Source organism: Flectobacillus roseus (assembly GCF_030056595.1).
GTDB lineage: Bacteria > Bacteroidota > Bacteroidia > Cytophagales > Spirosomataceae > Flectobacillus > Flectobacillus roseus.
In genome coordinates this window covers 550,200-567,803 of record NZ_JASHIF010000002.1, presented here as the reverse complement: position 1 = coordinate 567,803, position 17,604 = coordinate 550,200, and the positions used below count along the sequence as shown (strand labels likewise).

Genomic DNA, 17,604 nt, shown 5'->3' with positions numbered 1-17,604 from the left:
CAGGTATAACATAATATTTCAACATGAAACTAAAGAAAGACGAATTAAAACAAAAATATACTGACAATACATTTTTAAACAACTTTAAAGACCTGTTCAGCTTACGAATACTTTTCTACAGCTCAATCATCAAAGAAGGCTATACCGTTCCTGCCTCAATTGGAGATGCAATTATCCTTAGTGAATATGGTGAAGAGCTTTTAAAAAAGCTGAAAGAAGGTGAACATAAAACTGAAGAGGAACATCTTTTGAAGTTTGCTTTGCTAATGGAATTCTATCACGACGAGCTTATAGTTGATGTTTCTAAAACTAAAATAGTCGCAATTGAGCAATTATTGCATCAACAAGTTCTTGATAACTCCCTTATTCATCCGTGGGTTTATGGACGGCTTCTTTACGACAAATACTTTGAAGAATTTGAAGAGCAGGAGGAGGTTTTAAAAAACGATGAAGTAATTAAATTACTTGACAAAACACCAAAAGGCGTTTTTCAAGTGGGCAATTATATTGTTGGCTCATTGGGACTTTTAAAGAGTAGCATTAGCAGATTCATTCCGCCTAAAAGAACAATCAAACTTTGGCATTGTTCAGATCCAGCATGCCCTACATTCCATGATGTTCATTTAGCAAGTGGCGAGAGTAAAATACCAAACATAATTGAGACAATTGACGACTTGCTACGATTAGAGCCAAGTTCTGATTGGGGAAGATTTTATTTTGATTTGATTGAAAAAGAAGATTTTTATTATGACAGTAATAGGTTAATTGAATCCCCATACTTATTGATAAATGCTTTAGGTAATAGCGAAATTAAATCGCTACTCAAAGAAATAATAGATGATGACAAGAGCATAAGGGAAAAATTTCCAGATGATAAAAGATTAAAAGGGTCATCAGACAATATTGTCAATTCAATTGAAAAGGACGTTTGCTTTCAAATTCTATTGTTGGTAAAAGATGAGCAAAATATTAAATCACTAGAGAAGTTAATTGATGAACAAACAATATTTATCCCACCAACCGAAATCAGAAGACCGATATCGAGGGTAGCAAGAGGTTTTTATAAAGTGCATCATGAGTTTAATAAACTTGGAATTCGCTCAACATCATCCGAATCCAATTTAGGGTTGAGGCAGATGAATAATTTGCTTGACAAAATATATTCCGAGCCAGCTTTAAGAAAACAGCTTGAATGGAAATTGAGAAACATTGAAAAGGAGACATTGAAAGAAAAGCTTGAGACATATACTTTACAAGAGGAGCCGAGAAAAATTATAAGAGAAACGGTATTTGCAGGACCTTCTCAACTTTCGGAAACCTTCAAATATCTATACGGTAATTTCAAAACGCCTGCAAACATAAGAGAAGAAGAAATCCTTATTGACAAAATCTTATGGAAACTTGGATTTGACATAAATATCTATCCAACAAATTTGCATAAATTTTGGGAGATGTTGCAGAACTTCAAGGATATTGTAAGAAGTTGCAGAACTCTCAATGATAGTGATAAAGAAAAAATAAGAAGTGCTGCAGTAAATTTTTGGATTGCACTTGAAGAAATTTTAGAACATACATTGTCATTTATGACATGGACAATTTTATCTGACCATTTTCTTCAAACACAGTTCAAATATAATTTTGAAGAGGCAAGAGATTTCATGTGCGATAAATTGCATAAATATCAAATCGGCTCTACCGACCCATTGCTTTTTGACAAGGGAGGCAAGAACACTCTCTTTCCCTTGACCGAAGGATTCACAGCGTTGCTTGGAATTGCCGAATCATTATTAGCAGAAGGTGCTGAAAAATACAAACGGAAGGAAGAAGATATGCCAAGTTTCTGGCATAAGACAGAGCTGATAAGTTTTCCATTTGAAAGTACTATTTACTTGTTTGATATTAAACCGAGTAATTTCAAATTATTGAGCAATTTTCTTTCAGAAATTCCTAGGAGTTTTACAAAGAACAATGTTCTTTCCGTTAGAAATAGAACTCAACATAAACGGGACGATTTCCCTTCACAAGAAGAAATTCTCAACGCTTGTAATTGCGTTGAAGATATAATTGGCAAGATTGAAGTAAACGGTATTTACCCAAATGTTTTTCTTTTCAAAAATTCAACGACTGATAAATTCAATAGAGTGAAACTTGAATATGAAGATTATAAAGGTAGAAATATTACACTTCAACCGACATTTGAATTTTCAGGCAGCAAACTTCCAGGAAGAAGAAGTCCACAAGTAATTGTTCCTATATTAACTATTGGAAATTCTCAAGAGCTACTTAGATTTAAATTTGAAGAAAGCTCAAGTTACCTTAAATTTTGGAAAAACTTTCCAAGAAAAAAAGCTAAAAAGAAAAAGAAGGAAACTGTAAAACATGAGACTTCAACAACAGCCATCGAATCACAATAAGACAAAAAAAATATTTATGGATTAGACCAACAGAAGCGCAGCCGCTAAAATTGCATTGGCAATATGGAGGGGGACGATTATATTCTCAGCTTTTTGTTCGCTAATCAGCTTCGGTTTCGGCAGACGAATAACGCTAAGCAACAGAATAAACAATGAGGTTTTGTATATTTAATTAGCTGCGGTACTGTGCAGATGGAACACTGAATACCGACACATCGCCAATGCTTTAACGTTGGTAGTAATTGAAAACAGACAGCATAAGTAAACTTCACATGGACAAAATAAATTGGATACAGGTTGCAACTGGTTTTTTAAGCGGTGGTGCCTTTGGTGCTTTGATAAAACAATATTTTGACAATAGGCGAAATAGAATACAACCTGTAGGCTATTCAATTGACTTGAAACCTTTCTACAATTCTGCAAACACATCAATTGCATCAACACATATCACACTTAATGATGGAACTACTGACTACAAATTCTCTAACTTATATACCGGAACAATAGAAATTATTAATTCAGGTTTAGCTGATTACTCTGAATTTGTATTTGGAATCTCTTTGCAAGCTGGAAACAACTTTATCCAAAATAAGACAACTACCAAAGACAGACATCATCAAGTCGAAATTAGCAATGAACCAACTTTGACAAACCAGACTAACACTTTTGATATAACGTTAAAACCATTTAATCGGAAAGACAGGTATGTTTTTGACCTACTACTAACAAGTTCAAATTTAAACATACAGAGCAATACAGTAGTTTTAAGCACATCAAAGCCTGTTAAACTAACGGAAATTTCTACAACGACAGACACAATTATTGCATATGCCAATAGAACATTATTTGATATTACAAAAGAATTGGTAATCAAAATGGTAAGAATATGTTGAACAACTAATGCCAACATCGTATTGGCCATAGTGGGTCAGACAGTTGTAAATTCAACATTAGTAATTTTATTTGGCTTTTGTGCAAAGTTTCGGCTGACGTTTTTCAAATGCCCCACCATCGCCAAGCCTTGAACGGTACCAGTAATTATAACGCATACATACATGAGTAAAAACATAGAACTTATTCAGGACTTGATAAAACAAGCAGAACAAATTGCTTATCGAAATGGACAACATGATGCAGTTGAAAAAAGAGCAGAAATGCTGTTACGAAAAATATTTGGTGACAGCACACACTATTTGAAATCTCTAAAAGCTATTAGATATTCACCTGGCATTTGGACATCGGGAACTCCTGACAGTGTGTTTGAAAGCAGCTTTAACAGTGGGAAAAAGCAATTGATAAATCTCTTAAATGTTATAGCAGAAGACCTGCAATTAGATACAGTTATTAACGAGCCGAAAAAACTAGCTGACAAATCTTCTCCGAATTCTAATAATGTCTTTATTGTTCATGGACACAATGAAGAAATGAAATTAGCTGTTGCAAGGACAATTGAGAAGTTGAAACTTAATCCAATTATATTACATGAGCAACCAAGCAAGGGAAAGACAATCATTGAAAAATTCACAGACAACTCTGAAGTTTCTTTTGCAGTAGTCCTTTTATCAGCAGATGACATTTCATACAACAAAAGCGAGAAGCCTGAAAATGCGAAATATAGGGCAAGACAAAATGTTATTTTTGAACTAGGATATTTCATTGGCAAATTGGGACGAGACAGGGTTTTAGCATTACATGAGCAAGAGAACGACTTTGAAATTCCTTCTGACTATAGTGGTGTATTGTTTGTTCCTTTTGACAAGTCAGGAAAGTGGCAGTTCGACTTGGTTAAGGAATTAAAAGCACTAGGAATTTCCGTTGACGCAAATGACATACTATGACAGAAAGAATAACTACAGGTAACAGGCGCTTTGCAAAAGCGGGAGTTTCGTGCTTCTATGAAAGTGAAGTGCTTAATTAAAGCTTTGTGCATCTAATGAAGTTTAGTACTGAAAAAACCCGCCTTCGCAAAGCGTCGAACCGTTAGCTGATATTTTATGAAAGAACCTTGGACAACAGAGGAACGAAAAGAATATTACAAGTTATTTAAGACTTGTCAGACTTTCGTTGGACAAAAAATCGAACGAATTATTTTTTATTTGGACGAAGATGACCTTGATTTTTATGAACAGCCAAACGGATACGGAAAAAGCCTTTTAAATGCAATCGAAATTGAAATTTTAGGACATACATATAGTTTAGGCAACTTTTTCTTTGGTAAAAATTATAATGGACTGAATATTTTAGTTGGTAAAACGACTGATTTTGAAAACGTTGAAGATAAAAAACCTGTTGTTTATCCTTCTGAAATTGTTGGACGACAAATTACAAGTACGATAATTTATTGGACGAAATCGAATTGGGGAAAATATTTTGTACCACAAGAAATCGAAATTAGAACTGAAAACAGTTTTTTAATTTTTTCAGCTATTGAAGTGAATAATGGAGAAGTAAACTGCCCTTTGACAGATGAAATACTTGTAGTTGAAAATGATTTGGGCTTGAAAAAATTTCAACTTGGTGAATATGGAATTGGGACAAATAAAAGGTATGTATTTGACAATTTTGAGGAACTAATAGAAAATGGAAAAAACATCAGCTAACATGGGTAGCAGTTCCACAACTCATTTTCCTAAAAACCCTCCTACAGAATAAACATCCAGACCTCTTTTAAAGCCATTTAAAGGAGGTCTATTTTTTACTCCTCAGAGAATAATCTCAAACTTGAGGTACTTCACATCTTTAAAACACACATTTTCAGGTAGTTTTTCAATGTACAAATTAAAGGTTCTACACAAGATAGAAGTCGATGATTATTTCAATATATTTGAGTTGTGCAACAGGCATATGGGTTTAGTGTTAGTGGACGGACATTGCGAATAAAAACATTGTAGCAATTAATAAAGGTTGGTGCTGGTAGACAGCTTAGGGTTTCATAAGCCCCCAAACGCAATGCCCGAAAACTTTATCGGCAATTATATCATGACAATAGCATATGAAGCCTACGAAAAATAGAGTTTATTGTAACGATTGTGGAAAAACAAAGATGCTTTTTGATTCAGAAAAAAAGGCAGATAATTTTATTGCATTTAACCAAGAAGAAATCAGAAAAGAAGCAGGATACGCACCAGAACGAAGCTACTTTTGTCTATTCTGTGGAGGCTGGCACATTACGAGTATAAAGGAAGAAATTGGCAAATCAAAAAACGAAGAATTACTCGAACAGCTCTTGATTGAAAAGGCAAATAAAAAAGAAAAAGCATCTTGTGAAAAGTTCAAAATAAATTACCAAGAATATAGGAATAAATTGTTTTTAGAGATAGAAAGTAAAATTAAAGAATTAGACAATAACGAAAAGGAGTTGTTTTTCAATGAACAAATAAGCTTCCTAAATAAGGAAATAGAAGAGATTAGTAATTCAACAAACCAAAATGATAAAGAATTACTTAAAGAACTTCGTCAAAAACTTGACGTTACATACATTGTCAGAAAGCAAAATGGTTTTCAAAAAGTAAACAACAAATTCAACGAAAAATTAGAAGAAGAATGGTTATCGTGGTTGAAAAAGAATGGTAAGCCATAGAATAACTACTGCTAACAAGCAGTAGCTGTTTCGCAAATCATTTCCCCTAAAAACCCTCCTACAGCATAAACATCCAGACCTCTTTTAAAGCCATTTAAAGGAGGTCTATTTTTTTTCGTCAGAGAATAATCTCAAACTTGAAGCGCTTCAAATATTTAAAACACACATTTTAGGTAGTTTTTCAAGATAAAATTAAAGGTTCAACACAATATGGAAGTCTATGATTATTTCTATATATTTGAGTTAGGCACAAGGTAAAGCCTTTAGGCCTCATTACAAGTACAATGGAAACATTTCAAAAGACAGACAAGGAAATCAAAGACCAAATCATCCATTGGTTCTTAGTATATCATGGAAAGACTATTGACCATTTTAATGGTCAGGAGGAATTCACTTTGTTTGACAAACTCTTCTCAGACGAACAAACAGTAATCAATGCCCTTTCAATCGATACTGAACTTCCTGTGTTAGTATTGAAAAAAGATAGTGGAAATATAGTTATATGTACGACCAGACGCTTCATTTATCTTGAAAAGGATAGTATTCAAGCACTAACGTATTCTGAATTCAAAAACCATACTGGCTATGAATCTATAGATGTATATAGAAATTCTAGACTACATATTGGAGTTAAAACAGACGGTTATATTGCTGAGTTTGGTCTAAGAAAAAAAGACGGTCAAATTGTTTACTGGAAAATTCCGACTGGAAAAAGTGGGTTTGCATTTTGGAATGTTACAAAAAAGTTCGAATTAATCGGTCGTAAATACATCATAGGCGAAGTAGAATAACGACAGGATTATATGGGTTTCTGTCAAGTAGAAAAGGACATAATAATACTCAACTTTGGAAGGCAATCCATATATTTGCCTCGGCTGAAGGGAGCGTTTTGAATATTTACAAACAACTTGAAATCAGGGAATTATTTTGGATACCATAACGCTCATTTGCTAAATTTGCCAAAGATGAAAAGTAAATCAACCATAAAACTTCCGCTGACAGACATTGAAAAAGCAAATTTGAGAAAGAACAAAATCAAAATTGCCAATGTGTTCGACTTTGCACCCGACGAATTGGCAATACTGTTAAATGCTACTGCCGAACGAGCAAAAGAAATGTATGCCTTAGCAGAATTTCAAACTGTTCCTTCTATCGGAATAAAATTTACCGAAGACCTTGTGTTTTTAGGTTACTATTCGCTAAACGAACTAAAAAACAAAGACGGAGCAGAACTGACCGACGAATACGAACTAAAAAAAGGTTATTGGATTGACCCCTGCGTTGAAGACCAATTCAGATTAGTGGTAAATTTTGCCAATACAAACGACCCGAAAAAAATGTGGTGGGACTTTACCGAAGAAAGAAAAAAGTTTGGCGCCGAGAATGGTTATCCAACAAGCAGACCCCAAAAACCTTGGTTTGAAACAATTGGATATAAACGAAACGACAGCCACTAACCTCCAAACCTTTTGCACAACTCAATTCCGCTACGTATCCTCTTACGGAAAAAAATCTGAAACTTGAAGCACATAAAATTCAGTGCTTTATGTAGAGACATACCTACCGATCCAAACTGACTTGGGAATACATTTTTGGTCGGAAATTATCACCTCCTTGTGTATCATTAGAACACACATTTCTAGACATTTTTTCAAGGTAAAATTAAAGGTTGTCGACAAGATAGAAGTCTATGTTTATTTCTATATATTTGAGCTTTACAGCCGAGAACAACAAAGCGAAGTCCTAAACCCAAGCATTGTGCACCTAATGAATTTTAGTGGTAAAATCTTCGTCTTCACAGAATTGAAATACATAAACATCTATTGTAAAACCATACGCTCAGAAAATGACAGAAGAAGATATATTGAATACGCTTGACCATTCCAATGATGGATATTATTGCTCTTTTGTTGAACTTGGACACCCCTACTCATACCTTCTAGACACAAGATTAAATGTCTTTCGTGGCGACAACGCCCATTGGGCAATTGCGATCGAAAGGCTTGGCTATAATCCAAGAGCTGGAGCAATTGTACTTGACATCAATTATTATGGCAACTGCTTGAAAAATCTTGAATTTTACAATGAAAGACCTACAAACTGTTACAGCATTGACCCAATTGACTTCGATAACTTCAATGAAACAATTGATGGTGAAACCTTAAAATCAGATGCGATTTTTTGGTTGGTTCGTGGACAACAAGTTTCCTTAAGTCACCATCAAGAAGACTATTTGAACGCGGGTATTGAACTAAAAGAATATGAAGCAGATGAAATAAGTGCTGAGGAAGTTGGAAGGCTGGTCGTTTCACAAAACCCTGACCTCTTTCGTGCAACTGACAATGAACTATATAAGTCTATTCCGAAAGATTTAAAAAAAATATTGGTGCTGGACGAATGGTTTCATAAAGACTTTCAATTACAAATTTCACCCACCATGACAGACGAGCATTTACGCCAAACTTTTGAGCTCAATAAAAACTTAACTGGACTGGGTGGAATGACCTTTGAGAATTTCGCACAAGCAGTAAGACATCAAGAAATGTTAAACAACGGTGGAAATAGAAAAATTTGGAAAAACAACAGACCTAGTTCATACGAAACCTGGCAACTAATTGCTAAAGTTATTGTAGCAAATGACCCTATGCAATATAAACCAACCTTAGCACCCAATACACATTGGACAAATTGGACAGATTCAGGAAATATGTAATAGACAAACAGAAGATAATTTAGTACGCAAAATAATGAGCTTTCAGGTATCGGCTTTCGGCGATGGGCTATGGAAAAAATGCATGTCCGTGGTCGTTAAATTATTTTAACACTCTTTGACTTGTGCCTGTTGCCTTGTCCCTAAAACCATAACCTAAATCTTATTCTGCACGATTACTTAGTTTTATAAATTTCAGACCTTGAGGTTTTACATCTACCAAGGAAATTTCAAACTTGGAGCTTAGTGCTTCTACTCAAGTTCAGTATAAGTTCATAGTTTTGCCCCCGTAATCCACCTGAATTTAAAGTTCTAACAAAGCCCCTAAATTTAACACCGAGCCTATGATAACTCTACGAAACTTACTACTATCAATATTCTTCATTGGGCTAATCGCCTGTAATACAAAGACTAGCAACTTAAAAACAGAAGTTAAAAAGGTTACGCTAATTAAGAATTTAGCGGGAAAAGTGTACTTTTTTGCTCCTGATTTAGACACTACTACTTGTGAGGCATTTGGCGCTTGTGATTGTTGTACATCTAACATACTGTTTCTCAATAACAAAGACTTTGTAACAATCTCTTATTGTGTTACCGATCAACAAATAGCCAAAGGAACGTATCATATCGACAATGACAAAGTCTATTTACAATACGACTCTTTAAAGGTTGACATAGAATATAATATGGAAACTGAAACCGATACCACAGGAAAAGTTGAACCTGAGTATTTCATTAGGACACAAAAGAGAGAGGCCAACAAGGTAGTTTTGACGGCATTGACTTGTAAAGGACAGGTTAATTTTAAAGCTGGTGACAAAGAGATATCTTACGGTTCATTGGACAAGAAAACACCAATTGAAGATCATATACAGCAACTAAAGAGCCTAGGGATTTGGTACAAATTGAAATAAAAACTTGTGCCTACAAGGATTCTGAATCAGGCTGGTCGACGCATGAAATTTCAGCTTTGTATTGCTAAGTTTGTAGATAAAATAGAATTTAATTTTTGGCTTTCGACTTTCAGCAATTGGATTTCGGCAAAAATATATCTGTAGTTACTAAAAAACATGTTAAAACTATTTACCCTGTGCCTAAACCCAACAGCCTAAATCAAATTTTCTGATTACTGGACAAAATGAGAAAGTGCGATTCAGGTGTTTGGACTTTTTCACTGAATTTTGTAAAAACAGTTTCAAACTGTTAAAAAATGAGTCCAAGACTAAGTCTTGAACTAGTATTTTCAATTTTGTCCAGTAACCAGTCATATTTTACAAATTGAATAATAAAATATTGATAATCAGAATTTTACATTCACAATTCAGCAATCACAATTCGGCATTAATACTCCATAAATTTGGAATTTGTGCTAGAAAACTCACCTGTACACAAAGCACTTCACACTAGTAAAAAACTAAAACCGAGACATGAACCGAGAAAATAAGAAGAAAATGGCTGAAGATACTTTGAGTATTTTGAAGCAAGGATATTATACAAATGCCTTAGGAGAAAATATTTTAATCAAAATAGCTCAACAGTATTCTGAAGACAATACCAAACTATACCGTCCAGAGGATACCGATAGCCTAATCGGAAAAGACATTTTAAATACTCCAAATAAAGAGACAAACTACAAGGTTATAAATGATACTACGTTGAATGTCGTAAGAAAAATGCTTGAGGCAGGACATGAGAAAATCCTTTGTTTGAATTTTGCTTCTGCAAAAAATCCAGGCGGCGGGTTTCTAAATGGAAGTTCCGCTCAAGAAGAGAGTATTGCACGCGCCACAGGGCTATATCCTTGTTTGCTGAATGCGGAAGAATATTACACTACTAACAGAAACACTCCTTCGGCATTATATACGGATTATATGATTTATAGTCCAGAGGTACCGATAATTAAGAATGAAGAAGGTGAGTGCTTAGAGAATTTTTGTACTGTATCTATCATCACAGCTCCTGCCGTTAATGCAGGAGTGCTCAGAGAAAGAGAACCTCACTTGGAACCTGAAATTGAGATTGTAATGAAACGAAGAATTGAAAAAGTACTTAGAATTGCCATTGAGCATGGACATAAAAATTTAGTGCTTGGAGCTTGGGGATGCGGTGTCTTTAGAAACTCACCTGAAGAAGTTTCCAGATATTTTAAAGAGGTTATTGATGGTAAATTCGCAAGCGTATTTGACAATATTTTCTTTGGAATTTATGCTGACAATGAAAAATTCATTACACCCTTTCTGGACAAGTTTAACAAGTAAAAGCGTTTGTTAAATTGGGTAGTGGTCAGACTACTCATTTTAATTAAACCCATTCGGCCTCTTATTATATGTCATAAAAGGAGGTCCGAATGGGTATTTAGTAATAGGATTTTCAGGTAAAATGAGTTGTGCAATAGCTACATTTATTGGCTATTTTTTTTGTTATTATCAGGTTGTTGATCAATTTGTTTAATAAAATTTATTAAAGATTTTTTAAGGTTTGGCTCGGTGGTGTGTAACATATTTTGGTTAAAATAAATATTTTCAATTTTCAAACCATTTTGGTCGGTAAATATAATTTTCTCAATCCATTGTTTTTGAGTCGGATAATTTTTATTAGACAAAGTAACAGTCACCTCAGTTTTATCATTTACGGATTTTATATTGTTGATTTTAAAATCTGTTACTCCTTCGTGTAATGAAGAAACTCTACTTCCTTCTCTCGAAAGTGGTTTATCTGTAGGATGATTGCTTCTTGCAATTCGTCGTATATCAGCTTGAGTTATAGAATCACATCGCATGTTTAATACTACGATATCTTTAGAAAAAATCATTGTGTCATTCAATAGCACGTCATTGTGTCCATCTTCACTATACATCTTTTCTAGCAAACTATTTATTTTCTTATTATCTATCGTGTTTGCCTTCTCGTTACTATTTTTTTGATTGCAAGCTATGAATCCCACAAGTACTCCTAAAACTAAAGTTCTTTTCATTTTGATTAAATTTATGTTTACGATTAAATTGTTCGTATCTATTTTTTCTTCTACAATGACAGCCAAAATGGCTTTATCCAAATTTTAATGGTGACTTATTTTTCCGTTTGCGATCGTTTTGTTTGGTACCTAGTTTCACCCGTTAACGCTCAGAACACTATGATAGAAGGACCTCCTTTCGCTTTCATAAGAGACGGATAGTACTCTTCAATGTCACTTCAAATATTTATGAAGCAGTTTTTGATAGAAATGGAGTATACTTTTCAATATGTTTTCCATATGTAAATATTGAAAACCGTTATTTGTTAAGTAGGAAAAGGTTATTAGTTAACAGTATATTGGTGTGCTTGAAGATATTCATAATCAAAAGGTTATAGTCAAATTTTGCCTCAGTTATACTATTAGTTTAATCTTTCCCACTCCTTAAAAATGAAAATACCTTAAGTTAATATCATTATTTTCGAATTTAATCAGTAATATTCAATGGAAGTTACCCTGACCAAACCATGACCGCTGCTCTAACCAAATTTCTCAACAGATTTCTTATCGGCAATATCTTTAACAGTGGAGGAATTTATGAATGGAATAACACACTTGGAGAAAAATAATAATTCAGTTAATTTCTTCTCGATGTACTGTTAAAAATTAGAGCTTTGTAGGTAGAAGAATATTTTAATAATAATCTGGGCATTTACGCTCAGAATTCTACCAAAAAGCAACACTTTGTCCGTTACCTACAAGGATATGGAGGCACCAAATGGTAATTTAAGCGTTTAACAATGTAAACGGCGATGATGAAACGTATAATTTCATAAAACCATTTGTTATAGCTGTTGGACATAATACATAATGACCTTATTACTAAGGTAAAATCATCAAAAATTTGCGTTTGACTGTAACTCCATAAGGGCAATTCTTAATGAATTAGCGTATCAGGAATACAAGAACTCACACTAGGAAAAATCAATTGTTGAAATCAAAATTTGAATGAAAAGATTTGCACGTATAACCTTGATATTTATTCTTTTCATTTCGATGAGTTGTGATTCAATATTTCTACAATCTCGTGAATTTGAAAAAGAATTTAAAAATTTCACTTCGGAGTCAGATTCAGTTTTACATGATGGAGATTTTTTGCATCCTTCCTATGCCTATATGAAAAATGGAAAAATAATAGGTATGGAGTTCAATTCAAATCCTGAATGTGGGAAAATTACTAGAAGATACTTTTTAGACGAGGAGGAAAAAATCAACAAAATAATTCTTGAAAAAGATTACTGGAGTGAACATTGCGGAGCACTATTTGATTCCATATTTGTAATAGAAATTCCCGCGAAGCGAATAAAAATTTACTCAAAATCAACATTTGGGAAAATAATTAAGGATAGCAATATTATTCAAAATGAGCAAATTAATATTGTTAAATACAAAGAAGAAATACAAAAATGGCACACCAAATAACACGAGTAGCGTAGCTATTTCACCACTCATTTTTATATAATTACTTCTACCAAATATACATACTGCCCCTTTAAAGCGCTTAAATGGAGGTTTTACACTGAGTGTAAGTCTATTTTCATTTCGATATATTTGATTGTTACAACAGGTTTTAAGGTCTTGCATCCTTAAGGATGAAAAATATTTTTGATACCTTTAGAAAGAGAAATCACCAATCTAGAACCCCTATCTATTGGCGACAATAAGGAAAATCCACTCAACAAAACATAACCAAGATTGTAGTGAACGACGAAAATACGATACAGACATTTTCAAAATTGCTCGGACAGATTATTTTTGACATCAAGTACATAGAAACAACGTTTCATTATAATCTAAACGGTGACTGAACGACTGTAGATCCAGACATGTTTGTTTTGCACTCCCCCGAATGGGAATTTACTTTATCAAACGGACAAAAGTGTTTTTTGACAAACCCTCAAGGAGACTTGACACTTGAAGCTGCTCAATCAAATATTACCGTTAGTTCATCCACTATCTCCAATGTGGATGACAGAATATTTAAAGCTCCAAATTCTTTTGGCTGGTCAGGTATTTTAGGCCAAGAAATCAACGGAATAAGATTCTATAAAAGAGTTCTAAAATCAAAAAGGTTTCTGGGATTTGAAATTGGTAAGACCTATCAAGACAATATTCAAATCATTCAGTTCTTTGGCTCTGGCAAGACATTTTCCATCACAACAATGGACGGTGATATAGGACATCATACTTTTTATCCGACGGGTTATTTAGGCGATAGACTTGGATTTTTCTTTGACAAAACAATTCCAGACAGCCATACAGCTGACGGATTGACCATTACAATGGAGAATATTAAGGAAGTAAGGAGGAGAGAATAACTAACAAATAGGTTTTGCCTCAGGCAAATTGACGTGCCAACCTGAAGCTTTATGCTCGGAAACCCGTACAAACACAAAGCAGATAACATTATACATAATCTTATGAAATCAATCATAGCAATTATATCTACATTGACTATTCTTGTTTCTTATAACAACAATAAGCAACCAAGCAATAGTAGCATAACGACAAACGATAGTAAACCCGACAGGGATAAACCGATTATTATTACTACCTTAAAGTCAACAGCATATCCGAATATATTTGAAGCTGCTTTTGTAGGCAATACAAAAGTTATCACAGGAGACTTTAGCTATAAATTTTATAAGCTTGAAATAGGCAAAATAAAAATTGAGAGTGGCAAATTAATTGCTTGCGACCCAATTTTGATGCAAGACGCTTTGCCATTTACTAAAAAACTCCCTATTGGTAATTTTTCTGTTCAGCTTGCAATGGCAAAAACTCATAATGATGAAAGAGTCGCATTCAGTAGAATTGTTTTTTCGGACAAGAGAATTTCTAAATGGGATTTCGCCTTGCAAAAAGGACAAAAGCCAATTCCATTAAAAGGTACCAGCATTTATTGTTATAATGTTGACGCAGGAGCCGGAATTTTTATTGACTCCGTTGCTAACAAAAGTTTTAATGAAAAGGACCATTCAGAATGGGAAAACGCTTTCATCACAAAAGCTCAGAAATATGGCGACACAGGATACATCCATGATTTTGATGGACACAGCCTTGCAACATTTTCAACTGGCTATGGTGACGGTTGTTATGCAACATACATTGGCTTTGACAATAAAGGAAATGTATGTCAGGTATTAACCGATTTTGGTCTTGTTGAATGGTGGAAATTAAATAAGAAAAAATAGTTGCTACACGTTGAGAAAGATAGCCTACCTACAATACTGGAGTTCATGCAAGTGACGTACAATAGCAAATTCCCATTTCAAGCTGTTTTAGGGGCTGGACGAACAAATCGTAACTTTAGTATTCAACTTGATATTTTAAATTAATTGCGGAGATGTCGGCAAACGGAATTCAATTACCCTACCTACATGAGCCTCTATCCCATATCTACGATTCTAAATGAACCTATCTTTCGAAATACAACAGCACCTAAATATAATGAACTCTTCTGTTTCATTGGGACAATGGGAAAGAAATCAATTGCCTGACAATTGTGCATTTGCACATTCAAAGAACCGTGACATCTCTGTTGAACTTTGTAAAAAGGGAATAACACTAGCTATGTCTGAGAAAGACTTTTGCCAAGCAAGGGTTTTGACAACAAAGATTGAAACGGTAGCCGAATTAATAGATTTATGGTTGGGGCAGAATTTACCCGTATATAAAATAAAACCATTTTTTCAAGAGGTTGAATTGTTTGAGGGCTTCCCAGAGGTGAGGAAAGGAAAGAAATTACCGAAGAGATGGAATGAAGTAAAAAATTCCTTTTTTAAACGAGAGTATTCCTCTGAAGCATTTCATTTTGACACATGCACTCAAATTCTAGAACAAGCCAAAAAAGATCCAATCCTTGCCAAAATGTATCCTTACCTAAGTCTAGGCAAATTATGTTTTAGTGACCGCGCAATTGGTTTTAGCAATTATTTGTGTATCGCACCGATACCTGTAGGTCCAATAAAAGAAAAATACTCCATCAATCTACCACCAGACCATGAAAACATCCAAATCAACGTTGACAACCTTCATGAAGCACTGGAACTCTTAAAACAAAATATTCACAGACTTGACGAAAGTCAGAGCAAATAACTTAGAGATAATGGTGGTAAAGGTATTACAACTTATTTTACCAACTAATTGATCTTATGCAATCTATTCATAAACCTGCACCTCCAATCCAAGCATAAAGGTGCCCAATGATGATGGGAATTCAGACCATTTTGAGGATTTATACCTCCAAATCCAGTTATGCAGGTTTTTGTACACATTTTTGGAAAAAGATACTTTTGGTGAAATTACCTTTTTAATAGAAACACGCCGCTGCTCAAGAACCGAATAGGTCGAAATATACTTTTCTTGATAATCATACTCCTCTTGGGTTAATAAACTAATTGATACAAAAATCCCATTCGATGGTATTTGGATGCCATACTGCGATAAATCATACTCATTCCATTTGTTACTTTTGCTGGCTCTTAGTAACAATGCCTCTTTTAATAATGGTTTATGAGGGTTACCATGAACGGAATCTACCGAGTATAATTGAATCAAAAAAGGTTCGGTAAAGTGGTCTTCCAAACCAAAAACGGCTTTCGCAAAGTATCGAAACCTAGAGATATAACCATGTTCTATTCCCAAATTTGGAATAAATAAAGCCACTTTGTCTCCGAAAGATAAATTCAAAGAGTTTCCTCCCTTTTTGTCGACATTTCCTATTATAATGTTAAACGTTTCACTCCCATGTACCTTCACTTCTTCTAATTCCGTGACTAATTCTCTTAGATACACATGAGGATTGTGCAACATATCTGCAATAGCAATAGTTCTGGATTGAAAACCGATACAAGTGATTTGGAGACTATCATTTTTATGAATAATAGCTTGATCAAGCTCAAAAAAACCTTCTTCATTACTCAACATAAAATACTTTCTTCCGATAATCTGAACTGTAGCACCAACAATAGGCTCATTGGTTTTTTGGGCATTATTCACCTGTATTTTTACAATGTTTTGTGCCAAAGAAGGATGAAATGTGAGGGAAAGTAGAAAGACCAAAAGCAACGGTTTTAGAAATGGCATAGAATGAGTTTTTATCGGAAAACGTATAGCCTTTCAAAAATAGTATTTCTAGCACGAAGAAAATCACGACCACTGGTTCAAGTCTGTGACTTGGACCTATTTTTTCATCAAGTTTTTAAACTTGAATACACAAAATCATAACCTATTGAAACACTTTATTCCTCCAGCAAAGTAATAAACTTTGGAAAAAGTGAGTCTAAGTCTGAAGATTTGAACTAGGAGATCTGAATGGTAACTTCAACAATTGGATCATTTGAGGGATGAAGGATCTGAATTATACTTTGAATTGATACTAGATAGGAATCTAGTACTAATTCATACTCACAACAATTCTATAAATTCATGCAATGAATCAGCAATTTTTATAAAGATTATATCATCCAAGTCACTTCCATCAAGCCAATATATATGTCCCTTGTTAGTTTCACTAATACCAATGGCAATACTTGCAACACCATTCATAGTAGTACCAATAATTAATAGATCTTTGGTATTTATACTTATATCGAATTCTTCAGAAATTGTTCGTAAGTTATTATAGTTAGAACTTAAATTTGAAATAGAGTCAAATGTTCCAAAATAATCAATCCTATTTTTAGGAATTTCTTGAAAAATCTTTTTTGAGTTTATTGTAACAAATCCATTACTTTTTTGCAAAAAATTCAAATAAAATTCAGGAATTTTCGTGTTAATTATTTTTTCAACACTTGCAATTTTTATATTGGTAACTAAATCATTTTGAATGATTTCAGCTTTCTTCAATAGTTTTTCTACTTCTTTCATTGACATAAGTCATTTA

Annotated in this window: 17 protein-coding genes; 14 read left to right on the top strand and 3 right to left on the bottom strand. The window is 33.9% G+C overall.

Annotated features, from left to right (window positions below):
* The first annotated feature begins 23 nt into the window (after positions 1–23).
* From QM524_RS02515 to QM524_RS02470, 10 genes are all read left to right on the top strand, one after another.
* On the top strand, positions 24–2,414 hold the full coding sequence (locus tag QM524_RS02515; RefSeq protein WP_283343338.1) for a hypothetical protein: 2,391 nt from the start codon (positions 24–26) through the stop codon (positions 2,412–2,414).
* Positions 2,415–2,686: 272 nt separating this feature from the next.
* On the top strand, positions 2,687–3,307 hold the full coding sequence (locus tag QM524_RS02510; protein ID WP_283343337.1) for a hypothetical protein: 621 nt from the start codon (positions 2,687–2,689) through the stop codon (positions 3,305–3,307).
* A gap of 162 nt (positions 3,308–3,469) precedes the next feature.
* Positions 3,470–4,252 carry a nucleotide-binding protein gene (locus tag QM524_RS02505; protein WP_283343336.1) on the top strand — a complete coding sequence of 261 codons (783 nt, stop codon included), beginning with the start codon at positions 3,470–3,472 and terminating at the stop codon, positions 4,250–4,252.
* 156 nt (positions 4,253–4,408) lie between these two features.
* The gene (locus QM524_RS02500; RefSeq protein ID WP_283343335.1) at positions 4,409–5,014 is read left to right on the top strand and encodes a hypothetical protein; all 606 of its coding nucleotides are present in this window, start codon (positions 4,409–4,411) and stop codon (positions 5,012–5,014) included.
* A 443-nt stretch (positions 5,015–5,457) separates the two neighbouring features.
* Complete coding sequence (locus tag QM524_RS02495; RefSeq protein ID WP_283343334.1) at positions 5,458–5,994, top strand: hypothetical protein; 537 nt, start codon at positions 5,458–5,460, stop codon at positions 5,992–5,994.
* Positions 5,995–6,278: 284 nt separating this feature from the next.
* Positions 6,279–6,785: a hypothetical protein gene (locus QM524_RS02490; RefSeq protein ID WP_283343333.1), complete on the top strand. Its 507-nt coding sequence runs from the start codon at positions 6,279–6,281 to the stop codon at positions 6,783–6,785.
* A gap of 174 nt (positions 6,786–6,959) precedes the next feature.
* Positions 6,960–7,451, top strand: a complete 492-nt coding sequence (locus QM524_RS02485; protein WP_283343332.1) for a helix-hairpin-helix domain-containing protein — start codon at positions 6,960–6,962, stop codon at positions 7,449–7,451.
* A gap of 389 nt (positions 7,452–7,840) precedes the next feature.
* A complete protein-coding gene (locus QM524_RS02480; protein ID WP_283343331.1) occupies positions 7,841–8,707 on the top strand; it encodes a DUF7003 family protein in 867 nt (288 codons plus the stop codon).
* Positions 8,708–9,048: 341 nt separating this feature from the next.
* Positions 9,049–9,618, top strand: coding sequence for a hypothetical protein (locus QM524_RS02475; RefSeq protein ID WP_283343330.1), 570 nt, complete (start codon positions 9,049–9,051; stop codon positions 9,616–9,618).
* 537 nt (positions 9,619–10,155) lie between these two features.
* Positions 10,156–10,962 (top strand): TIGR02452 family protein, encoded by an 807-nt coding sequence (locus QM524_RS02470; RefSeq protein WP_283343329.1) that lies wholly within the window; start codon positions 10,156–10,158, stop codon positions 10,960–10,962.
* A 143-nt stretch (positions 10,963–11,105) separates the two neighbouring features.
* Here QM524_RS02470 and QM524_RS02465 read toward each other — a convergent pair whose 3' ends face one another.
* Positions 11,106–11,759 carry a hypothetical protein gene (locus QM524_RS02465; protein ID WP_283343328.1) on the bottom strand — a complete coding sequence of 218 codons (654 nt, stop codon included), beginning with the start codon at positions 11,757–11,759 and terminating at the stop codon, positions 11,106–11,108.
* A gap of 906 nt (positions 11,760–12,665) precedes the next feature.
* Here QM524_RS02465 and QM524_RS02460 point away from each other — a divergent pair.
* The 4 genes from QM524_RS02460 (at position 12,666) to QM524_RS02445 (ending at position 15,815) form a co-directional block, all read left to right on the top strand.
* On the top strand, positions 12,666–13,139 hold the full coding sequence (locus QM524_RS02460) for a hypothetical protein (protein ID WP_283343327.1): 474 nt from the start codon (positions 12,666–12,668) through the stop codon (positions 13,137–13,139).
* Between the two features lie 404 nt (positions 13,140–13,543).
* The gene (locus QM524_RS02455; protein ID WP_283343326.1) at positions 13,544–14,035 is read left to right on the top strand and encodes a hypothetical protein; all 492 of its coding nucleotides are present in this window, start codon (positions 13,544–13,546) and stop codon (positions 14,033–14,035) included.
* A gap of 102 nt (positions 14,036–14,137) precedes the next feature.
* On the top strand, positions 14,138–14,911 hold the full coding sequence (locus QM524_RS02450) for a DUF4241 domain-containing protein (protein ID WP_283343325.1): 774 nt from the start codon (positions 14,138–14,140) through the stop codon (positions 14,909–14,911).
* Positions 14,912–15,167: 256 nt separating this feature from the next.
* Complete coding sequence (locus tag QM524_RS02445) at positions 15,168–15,815, top strand: hypothetical protein (protein ID WP_283343324.1); 648 nt, start codon at positions 15,168–15,170, stop codon at positions 15,813–15,815.
* A gap of 63 nt (positions 15,816–15,878) precedes the next feature.
* On the opposite strand, the gene QM524_RS02440 is transcribed toward QM524_RS02445, so the two are convergent.
* Complete coding sequence (locus tag QM524_RS02440; RefSeq protein WP_283343323.1) at positions 15,879–16,805, bottom strand: carboxypeptidase-like regulatory domain-containing protein; 927 nt, start codon at positions 16,803–16,805, stop codon at positions 15,879–15,881.
* Positions 16,806–17,126: 321 nt separating this feature from the next.
* On the bottom strand, positions 17,127–17,588 hold the full coding sequence (locus QM524_RS02435; protein ID WP_283343322.1) for an SMI1/KNR4 family protein: 462 nt from the start codon (positions 17,586–17,588) through the stop codon (positions 17,127–17,129).
* Positions 17,589–17,604 lie beyond the last annotated feature (16 nt).